Annotated in this window: 22 protein-coding genes; 17 read left to right on the plus strand and 5 right to left on the minus strand. The window is 40.0% G+C overall.

Going from position 1 to position 24,471, the window contains the following annotated elements; genetic code table 11:
- The 7 genes from BQ5341_RS00935 to BQ5341_RS00965 all read left to right on the plus strand — a co-directional run bounded on the left by BQ5341_RS00935 (position 1) and on the right by BQ5341_RS00965 (position 7,989).
- On the plus strand, positions 1-1,137 hold the full coding sequence (locus BQ5341_RS00935; protein WP_071130189.1) for an ABC transporter permease: 1,137 nt from the start codon (positions 1-3) through the stop codon (positions 1,135-1,137).
- On the plus strand, positions 1,137-2,093 hold the full coding sequence (locus BQ5341_RS00940) for an ABC transporter permease (RefSeq protein ID WP_071130190.1): 957 nt from the start codon (positions 1,137-1,139) through the stop codon (positions 2,091-2,093). The genes BQ5341_RS00935 and BQ5341_RS00940 overlap by 1 nt, the downstream gene beginning before the upstream one ends.
- 119 nt (positions 2,094-2,212) lie before the next feature.
- Positions 2,213-3,379 carry a phosphopentomutase gene (deoB, locus tag BQ5341_RS00945; protein ID WP_071130191.1) on the plus strand — a complete coding sequence of 389 codons (1,167 nt, stop codon included), beginning with the start codon at positions 2,213-2,215 and terminating at the stop codon, positions 3,377-3,379.
- 29 nt (positions 3,380-3,408) lie between these two features.
- On the plus strand, positions 3,409-4,224 hold the full coding sequence (locus BQ5341_RS00950; RefSeq protein WP_071130192.1) for a purine-nucleoside phosphorylase: 816 nt from the start codon (positions 3,409-3,411) through the stop codon (positions 4,222-4,224).
- Positions 4,225-4,264: 40 nt separating this feature from the next.
- On the plus strand, positions 4,265-4,972 hold the full coding sequence (deoD, locus tag BQ5341_RS00955; RefSeq protein ID WP_071130193.1) for a purine-nucleoside phosphorylase: 708 nt from the start codon (positions 4,265-4,267) through the stop codon (positions 4,970-4,972).
- Positions 4,973-5,083: 111 nt separating this feature from the next.
- A complete protein-coding gene (locus tag BQ5341_RS00960) occupies positions 5,084-6,880 on the plus strand; it encodes a DUF2264 domain-containing protein (protein WP_071130194.1) in 1,797 nt (598 codons plus the stop codon).
- A 23-nt stretch (positions 6,881-6,903) separates the two neighbouring features.
- Positions 6,904-7,989 (plus strand): glycoside hydrolase family 88 protein, encoded by a 1,086-nt coding sequence (locus tag BQ5341_RS00965; protein WP_071130195.1) that lies wholly within the window; start codon positions 6,904-6,906, stop codon positions 7,987-7,989.
- 406 nt (positions 7,990-8,395) lie between these two features.
- Here the strand turns inward: BQ5341_RS00965 and gpmA are convergent, their stop codons facing one another.
- From gpmA to BQ5341_RS00990, 5 genes are all read right to left on the minus strand, one after another.
- The gene (gpmA, locus tag BQ5341_RS00970) at positions 8,396-9,082 is read right to left on the minus strand and encodes a 2,3-diphosphoglycerate-dependent phosphoglycerate mutase (protein ID WP_071130196.1); all 687 of its coding nucleotides are present in this window, start codon (positions 9,080-9,082) and stop codon (positions 8,396-8,398) included.
- 117 nt (positions 9,083-9,199) lie between these two features.
- Positions 9,200-9,757 (minus strand): recombinase family protein, encoded by a 558-nt coding sequence (locus BQ5341_RS00975; RefSeq protein ID WP_071130197.1) that lies wholly within the window; start codon positions 9,755-9,757, stop codon positions 9,200-9,202.
- An 11-nt stretch (positions 9,758-9,768) separates the two neighbouring features.
- On the minus strand, positions 9,769-10,533 hold the full coding sequence (locus tag BQ5341_RS00980) for a formate/nitrite transporter family protein (protein WP_071130198.1): 765 nt from the start codon (positions 10,531-10,533) through the stop codon (positions 9,769-9,771).
- A gap of 58 nt (positions 10,534-10,591) precedes the next feature.
- Positions 10,592-11,251 carry a ribose-5-phosphate isomerase RpiA gene (rpiA, locus tag BQ5341_RS00985; protein ID WP_235836354.1) on the minus strand — a complete coding sequence of 220 codons (660 nt, stop codon included), beginning with the start codon at positions 11,249-11,251 and terminating at the stop codon, positions 10,592-10,594.
- A 342-nt stretch (positions 11,252-11,593) separates the two neighbouring features.
- The gene (locus BQ5341_RS00990) at positions 11,594-12,904 is read right to left on the minus strand and encodes an IS1380 family transposase (protein ID WP_071130199.1); all 1,311 of its coding nucleotides are present in this window, start codon (positions 12,902-12,904) and stop codon (positions 11,594-11,596) included.
- Positions 12,905-13,361: 457 nt separating this feature from the next.
- On the opposite strand from BQ5341_RS00990, the gene rpsL reads away from it, so the two are divergent.
- From rpsL to BQ5341_RS01040, 10 genes are all read left to right on the plus strand, one after another.
- Complete coding sequence (gene rpsL, locus BQ5341_RS00995; RefSeq protein WP_071130200.1) at positions 13,362-13,775, plus strand: 30S ribosomal protein S12; 414 nt, start codon at positions 13,362-13,364, stop codon at positions 13,773-13,775.
- Between the two features lie 49 nt (positions 13,776-13,824).
- Positions 13,825-14,295 carry a 30S ribosomal protein S7 gene (rpsG, locus tag BQ5341_RS01000; RefSeq protein WP_071130201.1) on the plus strand — a complete coding sequence of 157 codons (471 nt, stop codon included), beginning with the start codon at positions 13,825-13,827 and terminating at the stop codon, positions 14,293-14,295.
- Positions 14,296-14,355: 60 nt separating this feature from the next.
- On the plus strand, positions 14,356-16,440 hold the full coding sequence (fusA, locus tag BQ5341_RS01005; protein ID WP_071130202.1) for an elongation factor G: 2,085 nt from the start codon (positions 14,356-14,358) through the stop codon (positions 16,438-16,440).
- A 155-nt stretch (positions 16,441-16,595) separates the two neighbouring features.
- On the plus strand, positions 16,596-17,783 hold the full coding sequence (gene tuf / locus BQ5341_RS01010) for an elongation factor Tu (protein WP_071130203.1): 1,188 nt from the start codon (positions 16,596-16,598) through the stop codon (positions 17,781-17,783).
- A gap of 152 nt (positions 17,784-17,935) precedes the next feature.
- A complete protein-coding gene (locus BQ5341_RS01015) occupies positions 17,936-19,798 on the plus strand; it encodes an ABC transporter ATP-binding protein (protein ID WP_071130204.1) in 1,863 nt (620 codons plus the stop codon).
- A gap of 210 nt (positions 19,799-20,008) precedes the next feature.
- Positions 20,009-21,184 (plus strand): ABC transporter substrate-binding protein, encoded by a 1,176-nt coding sequence (locus BQ5341_RS01020; RefSeq protein ID WP_071130205.1) that lies wholly within the window; start codon positions 20,009-20,011, stop codon positions 21,182-21,184.
- A gap of 5 nt (positions 21,185-21,189) precedes the next feature.
- Complete coding sequence (locus BQ5341_RS01025; protein ID WP_106396150.1) at positions 21,190-22,071, plus strand: branched-chain amino acid ABC transporter permease; 882 nt, start codon at positions 21,190-21,192, stop codon at positions 22,069-22,071.
- Positions 22,071-23,018: a branched-chain amino acid ABC transporter permease gene (locus BQ5341_RS01030; RefSeq protein WP_071130206.1), complete on the plus strand. Its 948-nt coding sequence runs from the start codon at positions 22,071-22,073 to the stop codon at positions 23,016-23,018. Before BQ5341_RS01025 ends, BQ5341_RS01030 begins: the two co-directional genes overlap by 1 nt.
- Positions 23,015-23,776: an ABC transporter ATP-binding protein gene (locus tag BQ5341_RS01035; RefSeq protein ID WP_071130207.1), complete on the plus strand. Its 762-nt coding sequence runs from the start codon at positions 23,015-23,017 to the stop codon at positions 23,774-23,776. Before BQ5341_RS01030 ends, BQ5341_RS01035 begins: the two co-directional genes overlap by 4 nt.
- Entirely contained in the window at positions 23,776-24,471 is a 696-nt protein-coding gene (locus tag BQ5341_RS01040; protein ID WP_071130208.1) for an ABC transporter ATP-binding protein, read from the plus strand. The genes BQ5341_RS01035 and BQ5341_RS01040 overlap by 1 nt, the downstream gene beginning before the upstream one ends.

Below are 24,471 nucleotides of genomic sequence, written 5' to 3' on the forward strand. Positions count from 1 at the left end.
ATGAATTTGAAAAGTGAAAAAATTAGAAACTTAGCTGTCCCTATTTTATCGGTGGTTTTGGGACTTTTATTAGGTGCTGTTATTATGTTGGCTTTTGGATATAATCCAATTTTGGGCTACTCTTCAATGCTTAAAGGTTCTCTTTCAACAAATCGAACTATTGGCGAAACCTTGCGGCAAGCGACACCTTTAATTTTTACTGCTCTGGGTTTTTCGGTAGCAAGTGCCGCTGGTTTTTTTAATATTGGGTTAGCTGGTCAGGCTTTAGCTGGCTGGGTAGCAAGTGTTTGGATGGCGTTAGCTTTTCCTGACATGCCTCGCCTGTTGTTAGTTCCTTTGTGCATTATCGTTGGTGGACTAGCTGGTGCAGCCGCGGCCGCAATTCCTGGTTTTTTACGCGCTTATTTTGGGACGAGTGAAGTAATCGTAACAATAATGCTAAACTATGTCTTTTTATATTCATCAACTTACCTGATGCAAGTGGTTATGCCTGAAAGTTTCCGGGTTTCATTGGATTCAACCAATTCAATTTCTCCAAATGCTAGCTTACGAATTCCTTGGCTAACCGAATTATTTGGTGGATCAAGAGTGAATGGTGGTCTATTTTTAGCAATTATTGCATTGGTTTTTGTCTGGTTTCTATTGAAAAAAACTACATTAGGTTTTGAAATTCGTTCCGTTGGTTTAAATCCTTTTGCTTCAGAGTACGCCGGAATGAGTAGCAAAAAGACCATCGTTATGTCGATGGTCATCTCAGGAGCGTTGGCTGGACTTGGTGGTGTGGTAGAAGGTTTAGGAACGTATCAAAATTTCTTTGTACAGACCGCTTCTCTGTCAATTGGATTTGACGGAATGGCCGTTTCGTTATTGGGATCAGGTAGCTCTTTTGGTATTTTGTTGTCGGCGTTACTCTTTAGTGTACTAAAAATTGGTGGCTTAGGGATGCAAACAGCCGCTCAAGTTCCTTATGAAATTGTTAGCGTAGTAATTGCATCAATTATTTTCTTTGTAGGAGCTAATTACTTAATTCGTCTAGGATTGGCAAAAACAGCTAGAAGTAAAAAAGAAGTTCAAGTTGTTCAAGAAATTGAAACCAAAACAGACGACAAGCATAACCAGGAAGGAGGAGCCATTTAATGAGCGCTATTCAAATGATTCATTTAATTATTACTTCGTCTTTAGTTTATTCGACGCCGCTGGTTTTTACAGCGCTTGGAGGGACTTTTTCTGAACGTAGTGGTGTAGTTAATGTTGGTCTTGAAGGAATTATGGTAATGGGAGCTTTTAGTTCGGTTGTTTTCAACCTTACTTTTTTTGAACAATTTGGTTCTTGGACACCATGGATTGGTATTTTAGTTGGAGGTCTAGTAGGACTAATTTTTTCAGCTATTCACGCTTTAGCAACTATTAATCTGCGAGCTGACCATATTATTAGCGGAACAGTCATTAATTTAATGGCACCGGCTTTAGCAGTTTTCTTAGTTAAAGTGATTTATCAAAAAGGACAAACTGATAATATTAAAGGGAATCTTGGTTACTTCACCATTCCTGGATTAAGTAAAATTCCTGTATTAGGCGAAATCTTTTTCAAAAATACTTATTTGCCTGCTTATATTGCAATTTTAGTGGCGTTTTTAGCTTGGTTTTTAATTTTTAAAACTCGCTTAGGTTTACGATTGCGGGCGGTGGGAGAAAATCCACAAGCTGCTGATACGTTAGGGATTAATGTTTATGGAATAAAATATGCTGGCGTTTTAACTTCGGGATTTTTAGGAGGAATTGGTGGAGCTATTTTTGCCCAAACAATTACCGGGAATTTTGCAGTTGGAACTATCGCTGGCCAAGGATTTATCGCCATGGCCGCTATGATTTTTGGAAAATGGAATCCATTAGGTGCAATGGGTGGAGCTTTTTTCTTCGGCTTTGCGCAGAGCTTAAGTATTATTGGGGCTCAATTGCCAGTGATTTCCAAAATTCCTTCTGTCTATTTGCAGATTACACCGTATTTATTGACGATCATCGTTCTTGTCCTCTTCTTAGGCAAGGCATCAGGTCCGAAAGCCAATGGTCAAAATTATATCAAATCTAAATAATTGTTAAAAAAGGGGGGGACTACGGGAACAACGGCCGTAGTCTGCTCTTTTATTTTTTTAAAATGGCAAGCTCTGTGCTATCTTTAAAGAGAAAAAAATAAAGAAAGAGGGAAATTAAAATGTTTAAACGTGTACACTTAATTGTTATGGATTCAGTCGGAATTGGCGAAGCGCCTGATGCTGCGAAATTTGGCGATGTGGGAAGCGACACTTTAGGACATATTGCTGAAGTTGCCGGACTTCATATTCCTAATTTGGAAAATTTAGGTTACGGGAGCATTCGCCCGTTAAAAGGCGTTAAAGATGTCAAAGATCATCTTGGCTACGCGACTAAATTAGAAGAAATTTCTGTTGGTAAAGATACAATGACCGGTCACTGGGAAATTATGGGCCTTAATATCGATAAACCTTTCCGCGTTTTCCCTGATGGTTTCCCTGAAGAATTATTAGAAAAAATCCGCAAATTTTCTGGCCGCGGAATTGTTTGTAACAAACCCTATTCTGGAACTGAAGTAATTAACGATTATGGACAACATCAAATGGAAACAGGTGACTTAATTGTTTATACGTCAGCCGACCCCGTCTTACAAATTGCCGCACACGAAGATATTATTCCGCTAGAAGAATTGTATCGGATTTGCCAATATGTGCGCGACATTACTAAAGATGAACCTTATATGATTGGCCGGATTATTGCTCGTCCTTATGTGGGCACACCTGGTCATTTTGAACGGACAAGTAATCGTCATGATTATGCGTTGGATCCATTTGGTAAAACAGTTTTAGATTATTTAAAAGAAGACGGCAAAGATGTGATTGCTGTTGGTAAAATCAATGATATTTTCAATGGTCAAGGAATAACAGATTCTGTCCGTACTAAGAGCAATATGGATGGCGTGGATCAATTGTTAAAAGTGATGGATAAAGATTTTACGGGAATTAGTTTTACTAACTTAGTGGACTTTGATGCTAAATTTGGCCATCGCCGCGATGTAGTTGGTTACGGTCAAGCCATTGATGAGTTTGATGCGCGGATGCCTGAAATTTTAGCAGCTATGGAAGACGACGATCTTTTAATGATTACCGCCGATCACGGCAACGACCCAACTTTCCCTGGAACAGATCACACAAGAGAATTTGTGCCACTATTAGTGTATAGCAAAAATATGAAAGACCACGGCGCCCTTGCCCAAGGTCATTACGCAGATATTTCAGCAACGATTGCGGAAAACTTCGGCGTGGCGCAAACAGAAAATGGCGTTAGTTTCTTAAAAGATTTAAAATAATGATCTAAAATAATTTGCCGGAGGATATTATGTCGTTACTAGAAAAAATCCAAGCAACAAAACAATATTTAGTGGCTCAAGGAATTGGTGAAGTCGAATTTGGTTTGATTTTAGGATCAGGTCTCGGAGAATTGGCAGATGAAATTCAAGATGCCGTAAAAATTCCTTATCATGAAATTCCGTATTTCCCCGTTTCAACAGTTGTAGGACACGCGGGTATGTTGGTATACGGTACTTTAAGTGGCAAAAAAGTTTTAGCTTTGCAAGGTCGCTTTCATTTTTATGAAGGCAATAGCATGGAAGTTGTCACATATCCAGTGCGGGTGATGAAAGCTTTAGGCGCCCATTCCATCGTGGTGACGAATGCATGCGGCGGCGTAAATGAAAACTTTGTGCCAGGAGATTTAATGTTGATCGATGATCAAATTAATTTCACCGGAACGAATCCTTTAATTGGTGAAAATATTGAAGCATTTGGTCCACGTTTTCCTGATATGAGTGATGCTTATACGAAAGAATATCGCGATATTGCTCACGTTGTGGCGGAGAAAATATCTTTAGATTTAAAAGATGGCGTTTATATGGGCTTTTCTGGTCCAACTTACGAAACGCCAGCTGAAGTGCGGATGGCGCGAATTCTTGGCGCGGATGCAGTCGGAATGTCTACGGTCCCTGAAGTGATTGTGGCGGTTCATTCCGGCATGAAAGTATTGGGGATTTCTTGTATTACTAATTTGGCTGCCGGCATGCAAAGTAGTTTGAATCATGCCGAAGTAGTGGAAACTACTGAACGCGTCAAAGAAAGTTTTAAAACATTTGTGAAAGCTGTTTTGGAAAAATTATAAAATCTGACAAATTTTTGTCACGAAATAAAGGAGAAATTGAATGAGTGTCCATATTGGCGCTAAGCCAGGCGAAATCGCCGATAAAATTTTACTGCCGGGAGATCCGTTGCGGGCGAAATATATTGCCGAAACTTTTTTAGAAGATGCTGTTTGCTATAACGAAGTTCGCGGCATGTTGGGCTACACGGGTACTTATAAAGGCCAAAAAGTCAGTGTGCAAGGAACAGGCATGGGCATGCCTAGTGCAACAATTTATGCCACTGAGTTAATTCAAAGTTATGGCGTGAAAAAATTAGTGCGCGTGGGAACATGTGGCGCCTTATCAAAACATGTTCACGTGCGGGATTTAATTATTGCTCAAGGAGCAGCGACTAGTTCATCTATGGTGGAGAAAAATTTTGCACCAACATTCCATTTTCCACCGATTGCTGACTTTGATTTATTGTTGAAATCTTATCAATTTGCTAAAGAAAAAGGTTTCACCACCCACGTGGGAAATATTTTGTCAGAAGATACTTTTTACAAAGATGATCTGAAAGAAACTTTCCGCTTGGCTGAATACGGCGTGTTAGGTGTCGAAATGGAAGCCGCTGCGCTTTATTATTTAGGTGCCAAATACGACGTACAAACTCTAGCAATCATGACAGTCTCTGATCACATGATTACCGGCGAAGAAACCACCGCTGAAGAACGCCAAACGACTTTCTCCGATATGATGGAAGTCGGATTGGAAACAATTTTAGATTAAAAAAAAGCCGCCAGAAGAAAATCTGGCGGCTTTTCTTTGTTTTTCAGTCAACGCTTACAGTTTGTGGTAAAATGAAGTCGAGTTTCAAATAAACCTCTAGGAGTTGCAAAAATGATTATCCAAACAAAAGAAGATTTACTGAGCTATTTTCATCAATTATTTGATCCTACCAAAAAATATCGGCAAGAAAAAAATGGACGGTTGGAGTTAGGGACTAGTGCCACTCATTATTCAGATGATCAGGCGCAGATCGAAGGGTTTTTGCGTTTATTGTGGGCGGCAGGTCCCATGGCGGGTAACGGCAGCTTTGATTTGAAGGATTTTGATTATTTTAAAAAGGCGATTATTGCCTCGACGGATCCGGAAAATCCTGCGTATTGGGGTGAGGTTCATGATTTTGATCAGCTAATTGTTGAAATGGCGGCTCTTTCGGTTACTTTAATTGAGACAAAAAAGATTTTTTGGGATACGTTAAATCCAGATCAACAAAAAAATCTCTACAATTGGTTGAATCAAGTAAATTCAGTCGGTGTTCATGGCAATAACTGGCGCTTTTTCCGCATTTTAGTCAATGTGACTTTCCAAAAATTAAAACAACCATACTCCCAAGATTGGTTGGAAAAAGATTTGGCGCAAATCGATAGTCAATATCAAAAAGACGGTTGGTATTTTGATGGTTCAGAGCATCAACAAGATTATTATATTCCGTGGGCATTTCATTATTACGGCCTTTTATATGCACATTATATGAAACAAGAAGATCCGAAACATGCCCAACTATTCACTGCGCGGGCTAAAGAATTTGCGAAAAGTTTTGTTTACTGGTTTGATAATGACGGTTCAGCTGTAGCGTTCGGGCGGAGTTTGACGTATCGTTTTGCTCAAGGTGCTTTTTGGTCAGCTTGTGTATTTTGCGATGTGGAAGTGTTGCCGTTGGAGCAAATTAAATATCTCTTGTTGCAACATTTTTCTTACTGGTCGACGTTGCCGATTCAAAAAAATGACGGCATTTTGTCGATTGGTTATGGCTACGAAGATTTTTATATGGCGGAGCAATACAATTCGCCGGGTTCTCCTTACTGGGCGTTTAAGAGCTTTTTGATTTTAGCTGTGCCGGAAGATCATCCGTTTTGGAAAGTGACGGCGATGCGTCCGAAACGCCAAGAAAAATATTTTTTGCCGGCCGCTAATATGCTGATAACCAATCAAGCAGGAGAAAATGTCCAACTATTTCCCGTGAATCAAAACTCACCGCAAATTCATGCTGCTGAAAAATATGGCAAACTGGTTTATTCTTCAAGATTTTCCTTTAGTGTTGGCAAAGGTCCGCGGGGGTTAGAACAAGGGGCATTTGATAATAGTTTGGCAGTAGCTGAAGCAGGGACCGAATATTATTTTTCCAAAGAATTGCCTTCAACTTACGAAGTGACGCCAGAATTTACTAAGCAAACTTGGTCGCCGTTACCAGGAGTGGAAATTACAACGACAGTAGTTCCCTTTGGCACGTGGCATGTTCGGGTTCATGAAATCAATACTGCTCGGGCGCTGAAGGTAGCTGATGGCGGATTTTCTAATCGGACGTTCAATGGTCATGATAATGATTACGAGATTTCCGAATTGCTGGATGAAAAAAGTTTCACTAGTGAGGTAGGAACAACGGCTGCGGCAAATATTTTTGGCTATGAAGAAATTCAAACTATTTTTTCTGAACCAAATAGTAATTTAATTTTCCCTCATGCGCTATACATGGCGGCTACCACCAATTTGCCAGTGGGGCGGCACGTGTTGATTTCTGCGCATTTAGCAACGATTGGTGAAGCTACAAGTGTGCCAACCATTGATTGGCGGGGCAAAAAATTAACCATTACTGCAGGCGATCAATCAGTAACGCTGGAACAAAAAAATTAATAAAGCAAGTTAGCGAGGAAATTATGCAAGAAGAAATCATCCATAAATTAGCAGAAGAGGCGATTCGCCAATTTGGTAAAATGCCTTATGTGGCTACTAACGGGAAATATGACGACAAAGTGGAAAATAATATTTTTTGGTGGACTAATGGGTTTTTCCCTGGCATGATGTGGCAAATGTATCATGCCACTGGTGAAGAAATTTTTAGAGAAAGTGCCGAAAAAAATGAAATTCAACTTGACGAAGCGCTAGATAAATTTACCGGACTAGATCATGATATGGGTTTTGTCTGGCTGCACACGGCGGTGGCCAATTACCGAGTGACTGGTAAGGAACAATCAAAAATCCGCGGATTAAAAGCAGCTAATTTGTTGGCGGGGCGTTTTAATTTGGCAGGAGAATTTATTCAAGCTTGGAACCATCAGCCCGGCTGGTCGATTATCGATTCCATGATGAATATTCCGCTGTTATATTGGGCAAGTGAGGAAACGGGAAATCCTCGTTTCAAACAAATCGCTCAAGCCCACGCCGATACTTTATTAAAATATTTCGTCCGTCCAGATGTTTCAGTAGGGCACATCGGCGAGTTCGATCCTGAAACAGGTGAATTTATTCAATTATTAGGTGGCCAAGGATACGACAGTCATTCTGCTTGGAGCCGCGGGCAAGCGTGGGCCCTTTATGGGTTTGCCTTGAGTTATCATCACACAAAAGAAATTCGGTTTTTAGAGGCAGCTAAAAAAATTGCCAATTATTTTATCGCCAACGTTAGCCAAACGGATTATTTAACGTTGGTGGATTTTAAAGCACCTTATGAAACGCCAAAATACGATGCATCAGCAGGATGCTGCGCGGCTTGCGGCATGTTGGAATTAACAGAACTCGTCTTAGATGATGAGAAAAATTTATACCAGTCGGCGGCTGAAAAAATTATTAAAGCCACGACAGAACATTGGTTAGATCTAGATCCGACACGTGACGGACTAGTTCAAAACTCCAGTCAGTCCTATCATAACCCAGAAGAAAGCCACGTATCAATTGTTTACGGAGATTATTTTTACATCGAAGCTTTATTGCGTCTAGAAGAGAAAAATTTATTTTTGTGGTAAAAAAAATACAAAGAAAAAGCGAGCAGAAATCTGCTCGCTTTTTTGACAACCTGATTGACGGTATAAAAAAAGCAGCTCTTAGGAAAAAAGACAAGTTGCCTTCTGAGTGCAAGCACTCATTTGTCGCCTTGCTATTTTTCTACAGAGCTACCACTTTTTTTATAACCTTTTAAACGGTATCTCAGGAACAACGCCTAGGAAAATAGATAAAACTTCCGGCGAATTTTCAATTCGTCCACAGTTTTCCTAATTTTCTACGGCATTATTCGTTCCTTCGACATCCTAATGAACGGTGTCTCAACGCCTGCGCTTAGGAAATTAGACAAAATGCCTTCAGTCAGCAAGCTGACTTACACCATTTTCCTAAATTTCTACAGCGCAAATCGGCGTTTCGACATCCTAATTTTTAAAGGTAATATTTTTTGCTCATGGAAAGGTCGTCGTTTAGTTCGTAAACTAAAGGTTGACCAGTTGGAATTTCTAATGCCATGATATCGTCATCAGAAATGTTTTCGATATGTTTTGCTAAAGCCCGTAGTGAGTTGCCGTGTGCGGCTACTAAAACAGTTTGGCCATCAAGTAAGGCTGGGGCAATTTGGTCTTCCCAAAATGGTAAAGCCCGTTCCAAAGTTACTTTAAGGTTTTCACCGCCAGGAATCGTGCGTTGGTCTAAATGTGCGTAACGACGATCTTTAGCTGCTGATTTTGGATCAGATGCTTCCAATAATGGAGGCAATGTGTCGTATGAACGACGCCATAATTGTACTTGGTCAGCGCCATATTGATCAGCAGTTTCTTGTTTGTTCAAACCTTGCAACGCACCATAGTGGCGTTCGTTTAAGCGCCAAGATTTAATTTGTGGTACCCATAATTGATCAGATTCTTCTAAAATATAGTTACATGTTTTGATGGCGCGTTTTAAAACAGACGTGTAAGCTACGTCAAATTCAAATCCAGCGGCTTTAATTTTTTGGCCAGCTTCTTTTGCTTCTTTGACCCCAGTTTCGGACAAATCAACATCTACCCAACCGGTAAATTGATTCAATGCATTCCATTCACTTAAGCCGTGACGGACAAAAACTAATTTTAACATCGTGTACGCTCCTTTGAAAAAATTTATTTACTCTTTATTTTACACTGAATTACCTGTTTTATTCAAGGCTTAGGAAAATTTTCAAAAATTTTAGAAATTTACCGGCGACCTGTTGGCCTACCCTAACAATTGCGCCACAGCCTCATCGCTTAAATTAATATATTTGTAACACGTGCCAACTGAAACATGGCATTTATTGGCGATAAATTGAATCGTTTCTTTTTTTTCAAAATGTAGCTGACGAATTTTTTTGACGATTTTGGGATCAATCTTTGGCCGGCCGCCAACTTTACCTCGTTTGCGCGCTTCGTCCAAGCCGTGAATGGTCCGCTCCTTAATTAAATCACATTCCATTAGCGATAAAGCTTGCATCATTTGCAAATAAATTTCGCCGTGAACGTTGCGAGTATCAATTGCTTCAGCCAAGGAAATAAAATGAAGCCGTTGATGCTGCAGCTGCTCGGTAAAACTCGCTAATTGTCGGGTCGAATGACCAAGTGAAGAAAGGTGACTCACCACTAAGCAGTCGTCAGGATTCATTTCAGCTAGGAGCGCATTTAATTGCATCTTCTCATTGTTGGCAGTAATTATTTTTTCCACGCCAAATGTTTCCAAGGCTAAAAATTGTTGCTCGAGTGTTTGTGCCATATTGTGCCGTGCGTATCCAACGTTCATAGTGTCTCCTTTTAGTGTTTGTGGTGATAGCTGAAATAATAAATCGCCGACACCAACCCAGCTCCACCAAGAATATTTCCAGCATAAACAGGTAAGAAGTTGGCCCAGAAATCACCCCAAGTAACTAGTCCTTCAAAAATAGCAGCTGGAATCATAAAGGCATTAGCCACACTATGTTGAAAACCAATGGCAACAAAAGTCATCACAGGAAACCAAATCGCCAAAATTTTCCCAGCGGCATCCTTAGCCCCATAACAAAGCCACAAAGATAAACCAACAAACCAGTTACAACCAATACCTGATAAAAATTTTTGCAACATCGTGGCATCGATTTTCGTTTGAACAATACTATTTAATTCTTCCAAATAAACTCCGCTAGTCGTTAACCCAGTCAAATGTCCAAAAACATAAGCGACAAAAAATCCGCCAACCAAATTCGCTAGAGTAATCACGAGCCAATTTTTCAAAAGTTCACTAGTTTTTACTTTTTTATCAAACCAAGCGATGGACACGGCCATCATATTGCCGGTGATCAACTCGCCACCACCTAATAAAATAACAATTAATCCAATCGGAAAAATCGCCGCGCCAATCAAACTTGCCAAACTTCCTAATTGTTCAGCGACACTGGCAATCACTCGCAAATAAGCCATATATCCCAAACCAATCATCGCGCCACCTACAAAACCTAACAAAACTTTTGTCAGCAAAGGCTTTTTCACTTTTTTAACACCACTATTAATACTGATTTCCATAATTTCTTCCGGTGAAAACATTTCAATTCCTCCAAGTTACAATGATATTTGTTGATAAACGTGCCTTCGACAACCTTTGTTATCGTACTTCCATGACTTTCGGGCCTTCTGGGTAACCGACGATCACGGTGTTGACCTTGTTTAAAAATAAACCGTGCTCCACCACACCTGCTAAAGGACTTAAAGTGGCGGCTAATTTTTCTGGGTCCATAATTTTTTCAACATGCAAATCTAAAATATAATTATTTGAATCGGTTTTTACAATTTCTCCTTGGTCATCGACCCGCAAGACGGGCGCCAAGTCTAATGTTTCCAAATGATTTTTCAGTTGCACCGAGCCGTAAGGAATCACCTCAACAGGTAAGGGGAATTTCCCTAAATGTTCCACCATTTTGGAGGAGTCCACAATCCAAATGACTTTTTTAGAATAAGTCGCCACAATTTTTTCAAAAAGTAAGGCCGCACCGCCACCTTTAATCCCTTGAAAATCAGCGGAGATTTCATCAGCGCCGTCAATGGTCACATCTACAAAAGGCACTTCATCGATACTTTTCAAAGGAATATTTAATTGCTCTGCGTGAGCGGCAGTTTCTTTAGAAGTTGTCACGCCGGTAATTTTCAAGCCTTCTTCAGCGACGCGCCGGCCGATTTCTTCTACTAAATACCACGCGGTCGATCCTGTGCCAAGACCTACAATCATGCCATCATTTACATATTCGGCGGCTTTAATGCCCACCATCTGTTTTAAATTTGCCAAAAATCTATCGCTCCTTTTAGAAAAATTTCGCATAACTCTAGGCATTATAGCGAAAATCCTTGCAAAAAGATAGATAACGAAGGTAAAAAATATTAAAAAAATCAACAAGTAATTATATTCCTGAATAATTCATAGCCTTAATTTTTTTGAATAGTTATTTAAAAAAAACGGACGTTTCTTTAAACGTTCTCTCTATTTCTAACAAAATTTAATTTTTTGTTCTACTTTTCTTGGCTATTGCTATTAAAGTGAAAGTCAATTCAGTTTTTTGGCAGACTCCACCCCTTTGATTTTTCATCCTTTTTTTCTAAGGTTAGGAAGGATTTATTGGCACCGCCTTAGGCGCCTGAAAATTGCATAGAATTCGTTTTGTTGCACATGATAGCTTGATAATTTAAGGTATATTTTTCTGGCTGTTTGAACAAGTTTTCCAGCAATTTTAAGAAAATGTAAACGAATCGTCTGGATAGTCATTCCTTGGTCTATTTTTTTGAATGCAATCGTTTTTAAAAAATTAACAAGGTTGTAAGCAAGAACGCTTATCATCATTCTCGTATGATTTTCTACAAAACGTGGACTATCTGTCTTGTCAAAAAAGAAACCCGTTTTGGCTTCTTTGATAAAATTTTCCATCGTTCCGCGTTTTTCATAAAGAGAGAAGACAACTTTAGGTGAGACATTTTCGGATAAATTGGTCACAATAAATGCGTGATGAAAGAGAAGTTCACCACTCTCGCGAACCGATCGTATGCAGACACGACGAGGTTTTGACCAAGATTGTGCTTGGTAAAAGGAAGAAAAATAATATACCTCTTGTTCATCCCATTTTTGATTGTCATCGTATTGAACAAATTGTTCTGCCAACTGGCTTAACTTGTTATTATTTTTCAATCGAATGACGTAGTGACTGTTGGTATTCTCGCAAGGTTCATACACCTCTGGTGTTGCAAACCCACTATCACCACGTACGAGTATATCTGTAGTAGGTAATGCTTCAATATAATGAGATAGCAATGGTTCAATGAACGCTTTTATTCCTTTCGAGGTGTATTGATTTCCTGGACGTAGTTCTGCTTTTAAAAAGTCACCAGTTAGTCCATCAAAGGCAACTAGCGGATGATATCCATAGGTTTGATAATGTGCATTGTAATTTGTTTGTTCTTGACGTCCAAATGTATCGGAGTGAGTGGAATCAATGTCAATCACTAATTCGGTGTTATTGCGAATCAAACGTACTTGATCTACCAATGCTTGATTTAACGCTTGCAATTGATGAATATTTTTCTCCATAAAACGATCAAAAAAACGAGAAAGTGAAGATTGAGAGGCTAGTTGCTTCTTACCTAAAATGGCTTGAAATACAGGGTCTTGTCTTAAAATATTCGCTGAAGAATCAGCCGAATAACCACTAATCAATTGCAAGATAAGTTGTTCCAATATTTCCACGTTATCATGTGTATAATAATTGCGCTTGTCCTCTATGTGAAGGAAATGCTTTGCTAGTTTTGAAAATTGAAGAGTATCCATTAACTCCTTCATTAGAACTAACCCTGAATCACTGGATAAGCAGCCACCTGTGTGTGAAATTATCATCGTTGAATTGAATTTCATTTGATTGTCATGTAAACTAGTCATTAGAAGAACTCCTTTCTTTTGGTTGGTTTAAGCACCTTTACCATAACAGAACGGAGTTCTTTTTTCATCACCTAATGGGTGAAAATGAAAAATGAGTGTTTTGATTATTGTTAAGCGATTTGTGAGCATTCGAATAGAATGTATGAATTATTCAGGTATATTTTTTGTCGGATATTTTCCGCCATTTCCCAATGAATCCTCACAAGCGTCATCTCTACTAACTAAAATCCCTCCTCTTCAAGGGAAACACCTAAAATTTTATCAAAAAAAATCCTAAAAAGATTTGACAAGTGGAGTCAATCCATGATAATCTACAAAAGGTGCTTTACTGACAGGTCTTTTTGTGTGAATTGATATTATTATTAGTCACAAGAAAAAGTTTTTTTCTTTTTTGATAAAAAAAGAACCACCTGGATGTGTGGAACTAGCAGTAATTTTAGGAAGGAGGAAACAAGGAATGCCTACAATTAATCAATTAGTACGTAAACCTCGTAAATCAAAGGTAACCAAATCTGGTTCACCTGCCTTGAACAAAGGATACAACAGCTTTAAAAAAGCACAAACAGACTTGAATGCTCCTCAAAAACGTGGGGTGGCTACTCGTGTCGGAACTATGACACCGAAGAAACCTAACTCAGCTTTGCGGAAATATGCTCGTGTACGTTTGTCTAACTTAATTGAAGTTACAGCTTATATCCCAGGTATTGGCCATAATCTTCAAGAACACAGTGTTGTCTTAATTCGTGGCGGTCGGGTTAAAGACTTGCCAGGGGTTCGTTACCATATTGTTCGTGGTGCGTTAGATACAGCCGGCGTTAACGATCGGAAACAATCTCGCTCTAAATACGGTACCAAACGTCCTAAGAAATAAGTAACATAAACAACTACCGAAATAAATTTTTGTAAAGGAGGAGTTACGGATGCCTCGAAAAGGTCCAGTGACAAAACGCGATGTTTTGCCCGATCCAATGTATAACTCAAAATTAGTCACTCGTTTGATCAACCGGGTAATGGTTGATGGTAAACGGGGAGTTGCTTCTAGCATTATTTATGATGCTTTTGCAACAATCAAAGAAACTTCTGGCAATGATCCTTTGGAAGTTTTTGAACAAGCTATGAAAAATATTATGCCCGTCCTTGAAGTAAAAGCTCGCCGTGTTGGGGGTTCTAACTATCAAGTACCCGTTGAAGTTCGCCCTGAACGTCGGACAACATTGGCTCTTCGTTGGTTAGTAAACTACGCTCGTTTGCGTGGGGAACATACTATGGAAGAACGCCTTGCCAAAGAAATTATGGATGCCGCTAACAATACAGGTGCTTCTGTTAAAAAACGTGAAGACACTCATAAAATGGCTGAAGCCAACCGCGCTTTTGCTCATTATCGTTGGTAAGATCCTTTCTCTTTTGTCAATGCAACAATAACTTTAATAAAGAGAGGAGTAACGCCTACCATGCCTAGAGAATTTTCGCTAGAAAAAACTCGTAATATCGGAATCATGGCTCATATCGATGCCGGTAAAACTACTACAACTGAACGTGTTTTATATTACACTGGTAAAATCCACAAAATTGGTGAAACCCATGAAGGAGCTTCCCAAATGGACTGGATGGAACAAGAGCAAGAACGTGGTATTACAATCACTTCTGCTGCTACCACCGCCCAATGGAAAGGTTACCGTGTAAATATCATCGACACCCCAGGACACGTAGACTTCACTGTTGAAGTTGAACGTTCTTTGCGGGTTTTAGATGGTGCCGTTACTGTGTTAGATGCCCAATCCGGTGTTGAACCACAAACGGAAACTGTATGGCGCCAAGCAACAACTTATGGTGTACCTCGGATCGTTTTTGCCAATAAAATGGACAAAATCGGTGCTGACTTCTTGTACTCCGTTCGGACTTTGCATGATCGTCTGCAAGCAAATGCTCATCCAATTCAATTGCCAATTGGCGCAGAAGATGATTTCACTGGAATTATCGATCTTGTGACCATGAAAGCTGAAATGTACAAAAATGACTTAGGAACTGAAATCGAAGAAACCGAAATTCCTGAAGATTATGTTGAACTTGCTAAAGAATGGCGTGACAAATTAGTTGAAGCTGTTGCTGAAACTGATGAAGAACTCACCATGAAATATTTGGAAGGGGAAGAAATTTCCCAAGAAGAATTAAAAGCCGGCATTCGTCGTGCAACTTTAGCAGTTGAATTTTATCCTGTTTTAGCTGGTTCAGCTTTCAAAAACAAAGGGGTTCAATTATTATTGGACGCTGTTATTGATTACTTACCAGCACCAACTGATATTCCTGCGATTAAAGGAACAAATCCAAAAACAGATGAAGAATTAGACCGTCATGCTGACGATTCTGAACCATTCTCTGCTTTGGCCTTTAAAGTTATGACCGATCCTTTCGTTGGTCGTCTAACTTTCTTCCGGGTTTACTCAGGTGTCTTGCAATCTGGTTCATACGTCTTGAATGCTACTAAAGGCAAACGCGAACGTGTAGGACGGATCTTGCAAATGCACGCTAACTCTCGTTCTGAAATTCCTGAAGTTTACGCCGGTGATATTGCGGCTGCTGTTGGTTTGAAAGATACCACAACTGGAGATACATTAGCTGATGAAAAAAATCCTGTAGTTCTTGAATCTATGGAATTTCCTGAACCAGTTATCCAAGTGGCTATTGAACCTAAATCAAAAGCAGACCAAGATAAAATGGGTGTGGCTTTACAAAAATTATCTGAAGAAGATCCAACCTTCCGCGCTGAAACGAACTCGGAAACGGGCGAAACAATCATTGCTGGGATGGGCGAACTTCACTTAGATATTATTGTTGACCGGATGCGTCGTGAATTTAAAGTTGAAGCTAACGTTGGTGCACCACAAGTTTCTTATCGTGAAACTTTCCGTGGATCCACACAAGCTGAAGGTAAATTCGTCCGCCAATCTGGTGGTAAAGGACAATACGGACACGTTTGGATTGAATTTACACCAAACGAAGAAGGTGCCGGTTTTGAATTTGAAAATGGTATCGTCGGTGGGGTTGTTCCTCGTGAATATATCCCAGCTGTTGAAGCTGGTTTGAAAGCTTCAATGGAAAATGGTGTATTAGCAGGTTACCCACTTGTTGATATTAAAGCTCGTCTTTATGACGGATCTTATCATGATGTCGATTCATCTGAAACAGCTTTCCGTGTGGCCGCTTCTATGGCATTACGGGCTGCTGCTAAAAAAGCAAATCCAGTAATTTTGGAACCTATTATGGGTGTAGAAATTGTTATCCCTGATGAATATCTTGGAGATATCATGGGCCACGTTACTGCTCGTCGTGGACGCGTTGAAGGACTTGAAGCTCGTGGTAATTCACAAGTTGTTCGTTCAATGATTCCATTAGCAGAAATGTTTGGTTATGCTACAACACTTCGTTCTGCAACACAAGGTCGCGGTGTGTTCACCATGTCCTTTGACCATTATGAAGATGTACCAAAATCTGTACAAGAAGAAATCATTAAGAAAAATGGCGGCAACGCTAACTAGGCTTAATGTCACCCACAGCACCACCCAATAGAATGTATATTCCTTTGAGCGGTGTTGCGGTTTTTTTCGCGGAATTTTCCGCGCTTAACTAAGGATGATTGGGAGTTTTCCCGTCAGATAAAAAAATTAAAACTTTTTAGGAGGAATTTTCTCAAATGGCAAAAGCAAAATTTGACCGTTCGAAACCACACGTTAACGTTGGTACAATCGGACACGTTGACCACGGTAAAACAACTTTAACAGCAGCAATCACTACTGTTTTAGCTAAACAAGGTGGAGCTGAAGCTCGTGACTATGCTTCTATCGATGGCGCTCCTGAAGAACGCGAACGTGGAATCACAATCAACACTTCTCACGTTGAATATGAAACAGCAACTCGTCACTATGCTCACGTGGACTGCCCAGGACACGCGGACTATGTTAAAAATATGATCACTGGTGCTGCCCAAATGGACGGCGCAATCTTAGTTGTTTCCGCTGCTGATGGCCCAATGCCTCAAACACGCGAACACATCTTGTTGTCTCGCCAAGTTGGTGTACCTTACATCGTTGTTTTCTTAAACAAAGTTGATATGGTTGATGACGAAGAATTATTAGAATTAGTTGAAATGGAAGTTCGTGAATTATTAACTGAATACGATTTCCCTGGCGACGACATTCCTTTCATCGCAGGTTCTGCTTTGAAAGCTTTGGAAGGCGATCCTGCTTACGAAGAAAAAATTCTTGAATTGATGGAAGCTGTAGATACTTACATTCCAACTCCAGTTCGGGAAATTGACAAACCATTCATGATGCCAGTCGAAGATGTATTTTCTATCACTGGTCGTGGAACAGTTGCAACTGGTCGTGTTGAACGTGGCCAAGTGCGCGTTGGTGATGAAGTTGAAGTTGTTGGTCTTGCAGAAGCTACTTCTAAAACAATCGTTACTGGTGTTGAAATGTTCCGTAAATTGTTGGATTACGCTGAAGCTGGCGATAACATCGGTACTTTACTACGTGGGGTTGCTCGCGAAGATATCGAACGTGGCCAAGTATTAGCTAAACCAGGTACAATTACACCTCATACTAAATTCCAAGCTGAAGTTTATGTATTAACCAAAGAAGAAGGTGGACGTCATACTCCATTCTTCACTAACTACCGTCCTCAATTCTACTTCCGTACAACAGACGTTACTGGTGTTGTAGAATTACCAGAAGGCGTTGAAATGGTTATGCCTGGCGATAACGTTGGAATGACTATTGAATTAATCCACCCAGTTGCTATCGAAAAAGGAACTACATTCTCAATCCGTGAAGGCGGACGGACTGTTGGTTCTGGTATCGTTGCTGAAGTGAGCAAATAATTCTATAACCGATTAAAAAGCTGCTGACAATTGTCAGCGGCTTTTTTTGTGTTTAAATTTTGATCCGAAATGGTTGTTCATATTTGAGAAACCTCTTTCAAAAGCTTTCTATTTGTAACGATGATATACTGAAAATGAAGGGAGGAATTTACATGGCACAAGGTGGTTTTGGAATGCGTTCCTTTGCAAAAGACAGCTCCATTAAAGGAACGAAATTAAAAAAGGGAACAGCCAAACGAGTATTAACGTATGCTGCTCCTTACAAAAAGCTTTTAGTTCTTTTTCTTTTTTTAATTATGATGAATGCCGGCATCGGCGCATTGACTCCTTTGATTTTAAAAACTATTATCGATACCGGAATTACGAATGGGGATATTCCTTACATCGTTAAATTTTCTTTATTAGCAGGTGGATTAGCCGTTGCCAGTGCCTTTTTGACTTTAGGAGAACGCTGGTTGTCTTCTAAAATCGGCGAGGGAGTTATTTTTGATTTACAAAGTGAACTATTTGAACACATTCAAAAAATGTCATTGTCATTTTTTTCCCGTACAAAAACTGGCGCATTGGTTCAGCGGATTAATGGTGACGTAACTGGTGCCCAAGCAGTATTCACGCAAACCTTATCTAGTGTTTTTAGCAATACTTTATCCGTTACATTTGTCTTAATTGCGATGTTTTCTATGTCATGGCAACTGACTCTGGTGGCACTGTTACTCGTTCCAGCTTTTATTATCCCGGCACGAATTGTAGGACCAAAATTAGCAAAGCTCATGCGCGAATCTTATGACCTAAAAGCAGAATCCAATCAATTGTCTAATGAGCGCTTCAATGTTGCCGGAGCGCAATTGGCAAAGACATACGGTACACCGGAAGCCGATGCTCAGCAATATTCGGAACAAATTCGTAAAGTTCGGGACTTAAGCATTAAACAAACGCTGACCGGTTCACTGATGCGTGTCACCATTGGGACGGTCAGTGCGTTAGCTGTTGCTGTTGTTTATGGATTAGGCGGTGTCTTAGCGGTTAGAGGGAGCTTAACAGTTGGTATCGTTGTTGCCTTGGCTTCTTATCTAAATCGGTTGTACGGACCGATCACGTCACTGTCCAATGTCCAAGTCGATGTTTTGACTGCGATGGTTAGTTTTGAACGGGTCTTTGAAATTTTAGATTTAGAACCTAGCGTAAAAGAATTACCCGATGCGAAACCATTAAACGATTATGTAAAAAAGAATGGTGCCAGTGTTATTTTTGACCATGTCCAGTTTCGTTACCCTACAGTGAAGGAAGTTTCGCTGGCTTCTTTAGAATTGATGCCAGGAGCTGAGCGAGAATCGGAAGATCCGATTTTAAAAGATGTCTCCTTTACCATTCAGCCAGGACAGATGACAGCTTTAGTTGGTCCTAGTGGTGCGGGAAAATCTACTTTGTCGCAGTTAGTCACTCGAATGTATGACCCGCAAAAAGGTGAAATTCGAATCGGTGACTTTCCATTAAAAAATGCTACATTGGATTCGGTGCGTCAAACTATCGGAGTCGTCAGTCAAGATGCGCATATGTTCCACGATACGATTGGAAATAATCTGCGCTATGCCAAACCCGATGCAACTACGGCCGAAATTGAAGAAGCTTTGAAAGAAGCTTATATTTGGGAATTAATTTCCTCTTTGCCTGACGGAATCGATACGGTTATTGGCGATCGCGGCTACCGTTTATCTGGCGGTGAACGGCAACGTTTAGCTATTGCGCGATTACTTTTGAAATCTCCTGAGATTGTGATTTTAGACGAGGCGACAGCCCACTTAGATTCAGAGAGCGAACATTTTATTCAGGAGGCTTTTCAGACTGCTTTAGCCGACCGGACTTCTTTAGTCATCGCCCATCGCCTATCCACCGTGCGAGAAGCAGATCAAATTTTAGTTTTAGAAAAAGGCCACATCATTCAAAGGGGGACCCATGAAAAATTAATTCAAGAGTCTGGTCTTTATCAAGAACTGTATCATTTACAATTTGAATAGCTTTTGTTTTTCAATGAATAAACTGGGACTCGTAAAAGAAAATATATTTTTTAGGAAACTCAAGACGAAAATATTTTTTTGTCTTGAGTTTTTTTATTATGCAGCAAGAAGTTCGCTGTTTAGATTTTTAATCAGAATTATCAGAATATTCATTGACTTTTGTGTGAAGATTAGCTATAGTAAGAACAAGTTTTTAATTGGAGGTAGCTGATGAAATTAAAAAAATTATTTTTACTAAGTGTTTTTCTTTTATTGTTCAGTGGATGTACCGCGAAAAACACGCAAAAAGCGCAAGGGAATACAGCCAGTGGTGACACAATAAAAATTGGTTTGAATCTCGAACTTTCTGGTGCGGCGGCCGCTTATGGAAATCAAGAAAAAGAAGGCGCAGAATTTGCAGCAGCTGAAATAAATCGGAACGGTGGAATTTTAGGAAAAAAAGTGGAGCTGATTTTAAAAGACAATAAATCAGAAACTACTGAGGCTTTTACCGTAACGGCTAATCTGGCAAGATCTGGAGTGGTGGCAATTATTGGACCGGCAACATCAAGCGGGGCAAAAGCGGCGATTCCTAATTTAAAAAAATCTGGCGTACCGATGATTACCCCATCGGCTACCGATGATGCTTTGACCTTTAGCGATGGACAAGTCCAAGAATTTGTTTTTCGTTCTTGTTTCCAAGATAGTTTGCAAGGGACGATTTTAGCAAAATTTGCCGCTGAAAATCTTCAGGCGCAAAAAGTCGTTATTTTAGGAGATAATTCTAGCGATTATGCGGTGGGATTGAGTAAAGCCTTTAAAGAAAATTTTGTTGGCGAGATTGTGGCGGAAGAAAATTTTAGCGCAGGCGATAAAGATTTCCAAGCCCTTTTAACAAAAATTAATGGTCAAGATTTTGATGCTTTATATGTACCTAGCTATTACACGGAGGCCGGATTGATTATTAAACAGGCGCGGGAGATGGGAATTACCCAACCGATTTTAGGCGGAGATGGTTTTTCTGATCCAGAGATGATCGCTATTGCTGGGGCAAAAAATGTTTCTAATGTTTTTTACTCAAATCATTTTTCAACTTCAGCTCCAGCTACTAAAAAAGCGGCTGACTTTCTGGCTGAATGGCGCCAGAATTTTGGTAGCGATCCTTCTGCTTTTCAAGCTTTAAGTTACGACGCCCTTTACATGATTAAAGCGGCAATTGAAGAAGCTGGCGTGGCTAACTCGCTAGATATTAAAAAAGCTTTAGCTAATTTGCAAAATTTTTCTGGCGTTACTGGGAAAATGTCAGTCAATGATCAGCATAATCCGCAAAAAGATGTAGTCGTTTTAGGACTGACTGAAGGCGTGGAAACTTCAGCAGAAATAGTTTCGCCAGATGAGAAGGGGTGAGAGATTTGGAAATGTTTCTTCAGCAAGTACTTAACGGTTTATTTTTAGGAAGTATTTATGCTTTATTGGCATTAGGCTATACGATGGTTTACGGCATTATAAAATTAATCAACTTCGCCCACGGTGAGGTCTACATGATTGGCGCATTTTTCGGGCTTTATTTGATTGAAGAATGGCAAGCGAATTTTTTTATTGCTTTAATTGGGGCAATGATTTTTTGTGCTCTATTAGGAATGCTAATCGAATTTCTCGCGTATCGTCCATTGCGGCATTCTCCACGAATTACGGTTTTGATTACTGCCATTGGGATTTCTTATTTATTGCAAAATGTTATGATTTATTTTTTCACCAGCGCCACGCGACCATTTCCACAAGAAGTGTTACCGAAAAAAGAATGGGCTTTTGCCGGCGTTCAGTTGACGAGTATCCAGTTGACGATTTTGTTGACCGCCATTTTCTTAATGATTGCTTTACAAGTGATTGTCAAATATACAAAGATGGGACGGGCGATGCGAGCTGTTTCGGTTGATGAAAAAGCCGCACAATTAATGGGCATTAATGTCAATCGGACCATTTCTTTCACCTTTGCTTTGGGTTCAGCTTTAGCCGGAGCCGCCGGGGTGTTAATTGGTTTATATTATAATTCGGTAGATCCCATGATGGGAGCAATGCCGGGGATTAAAGCCTTTGTCGCGGCCGTTTTTGGTGGAATCGGCATTATCCCTGGAGCCGCCCTTGGTGGGGTGACAATTGGTTTACTGGAAACTGGCGTAGTAGCTACTAGTTTATCGCCGTTTAAAGATGCGGTGGTTTATTTGATTTTGATTGTTATTTTGTTAGTTAAGCCGGCTGGTTTATTAGGAAAAAATCGAAAGGAGAAAGTCTAATGAAAAAAAATCTCCGCGTTAATCTTTACTGGTGTGGTCTTTTTCTTTGCGGTTATCTTCTATTATATATGTTACAAGCGGTAGGTCTCTTTAATCTTTTTTTTGAAAATACCTTCGTTTTTATTGGGATTAATATTATTTTGGCGGTGGGACTTAATTTGATTATTGGTTTTTCTGGTCAATTTTCATTGGGTCATGCGGGATTTATGGCGATTGGTGCGTATGGAACGGCGCTTTTTTTGCAACAACACCAAAATATGACGGGTTTAATTTCTGGTCTAATTATTGGGATGACGTTATCTGGGGCGGTTGCTTTTCTTGTTGGCGGGCCGACCTTACGTTTGAAAGGTGATTATTTAGCGATTGCGACTTTGGGTGTTTCAGAAATCATTCGCATCATTATTATTAATTTGCCAACGGTCACTAATGGGGCAGCCGGCATTTTTCAAATTCCTAATTTAGTGACGTGGCCGATGGTGTATGGGGCGGTGATTGCTAGTACCTTAATTATTGTCAATTTCATCCATTCAGGGACTGGTCTGACAGTCCAAGCCATTGCCCAAGATGAAATTGCCGCTGAATCGGTAGGAATTAATACGACCCGCTATAAATTAACCGCCTTTGTGATTGGCGCCATAACAGCAGCGCTAGCAGGTGGGTTATATGCCAGTTACTTACAGACGATCACGCCAAAAGATTTCACCTTTAACAAGAGCATTGATATTTTAATTATTGTCGTCTTTGGCGGAATTGGCAGCATTACTGGAAGTATCGTAGCGGCGATTGTTTTGGGGATTTTAAATATGTTTTTACAAGACTTTGGTCAGTTGCGGATGATTATTTATGCGCTAGCTTTAATTATTATGATGCTCTTTAAACCTAATGGCCTTCTAGGAAAGAAAGAATTTTCTTTAGGCCAATTGCTGAAAAAGAAGGTGCGGTCATGAGTTTATTAGAAGTGGAAAAATTAACGAAAAATTTTGGTGGCCTGCAAGCAGTAGCTAATGTTTCTTTAAAAATTCAGCGGCGAGAAATTTTAGGTTTGATTGGACCTAATGGCGCTGGGAAAACGACTTTATTTAATTTACTCACCGGCGTCTATGCGCCAACGGAAGGTTTTATTGTCTTTGATGGGCAAAATATTACCAAATCTAAACCCAATCAAATCGCTAATCTTGGCGTGGGTCGGACCTTTCAAAATATTCGTCTTTTTAATCAATTAACCGTCGCTGAAAATATCGAAGTCGCCTTGCACCAGCAAAATGCCGACTTACTATCAGAAATTTTCCGACTACCACTTTTTTCTCAACAACAAAAAATACGACAAGAAAAAGTGGCGCAACTACTGGAATTTTTCCAGTTAGCAGACTACGCGAATTTACCAGCTAATAGTTTAGCTTATGGCTTGCAACGCCGTTTAGAAATTGCTCGAGCGCTGGCCTCCGCGCCTAAAATTTTATTTTTGGATGAACCGGCGGCCGGAATGAATCCTAGTGAAACAAAAGAGCTGATGGATTTAATTTTAAAAATTCATGATCAATATCAAATCGCGATTGTGTTAATTGAACATGATATGAAACTAGTAATGAACGTTTGCCAGAGAGTTTGTGTTTTGGAATATGGCCGCGTAATTAAAAATGGCACCCCTTATGAAGTGCAAAATGATCCGCGGGTAATTGCCGCCTACTTAGGAGGGGATGTGTGATGCTAGAAGTTGAAAATTTATCTTTGAATTATGGGGCGATTGAAGCAGTTAAAGGTGTGAGTTTTCATGTCAAGCAAGGAGAAATCGTCACTTTAATTGGGGCAAATGGTGCTGGAAAGTCTTCAATTTTAAAAAGTTTGTCCGGCTTATTACCAGTAGCCAACGGGAAAATCACTTACGAAGGAAGCGACCTTAGTAAAATGTCTTCTGTCCAAATTGTCAAAAACGGACTGATCCAAGTGCCAGAAGGTCGTCATGTGTTCCCGGGATTAACCGTCAAAGAAAATTTAGCGTTAGGTGGTTTTTTGCAAAAAAATAGCGCCCAGGAACTAACAGAAATTTTTGCCCGGTTTCCAATTTTAAAAGAACGAATCAACCAAGACGCCGCTACATTATCTGGTGGTGAACAACAAATGCTAGCTATGGGGCGGGCATTAATGAGCAAACCCCGCTTATTACTATTAGACGAACCTTCCATGGGGTTAGCGCCGCTTTTTATTACAGAAATTTTCCGCATTATTGAAGCCATTCGCAAACAGGGGACGACCATTTTATTAGTCGAACAAAATGCTAAGCGCGCTTTAGAAATTGCTGACCGCGCCTATGTTTTAGAAACTGGCCGAGTCGTTTTAGAAGGGGCTGCTAGTGATTTATTATCTTCAGAAATTGTCAAAAAAGCATACTTAGGAGGATAA

It is taken from the genome of Enterococcus timonensis, assembly GCF_900104595.1.
GTDB lineage: Bacteria > Bacillota > Bacilli > Lactobacillales > Enterococcaceae > Enterococcus_J > Enterococcus_J timonensis.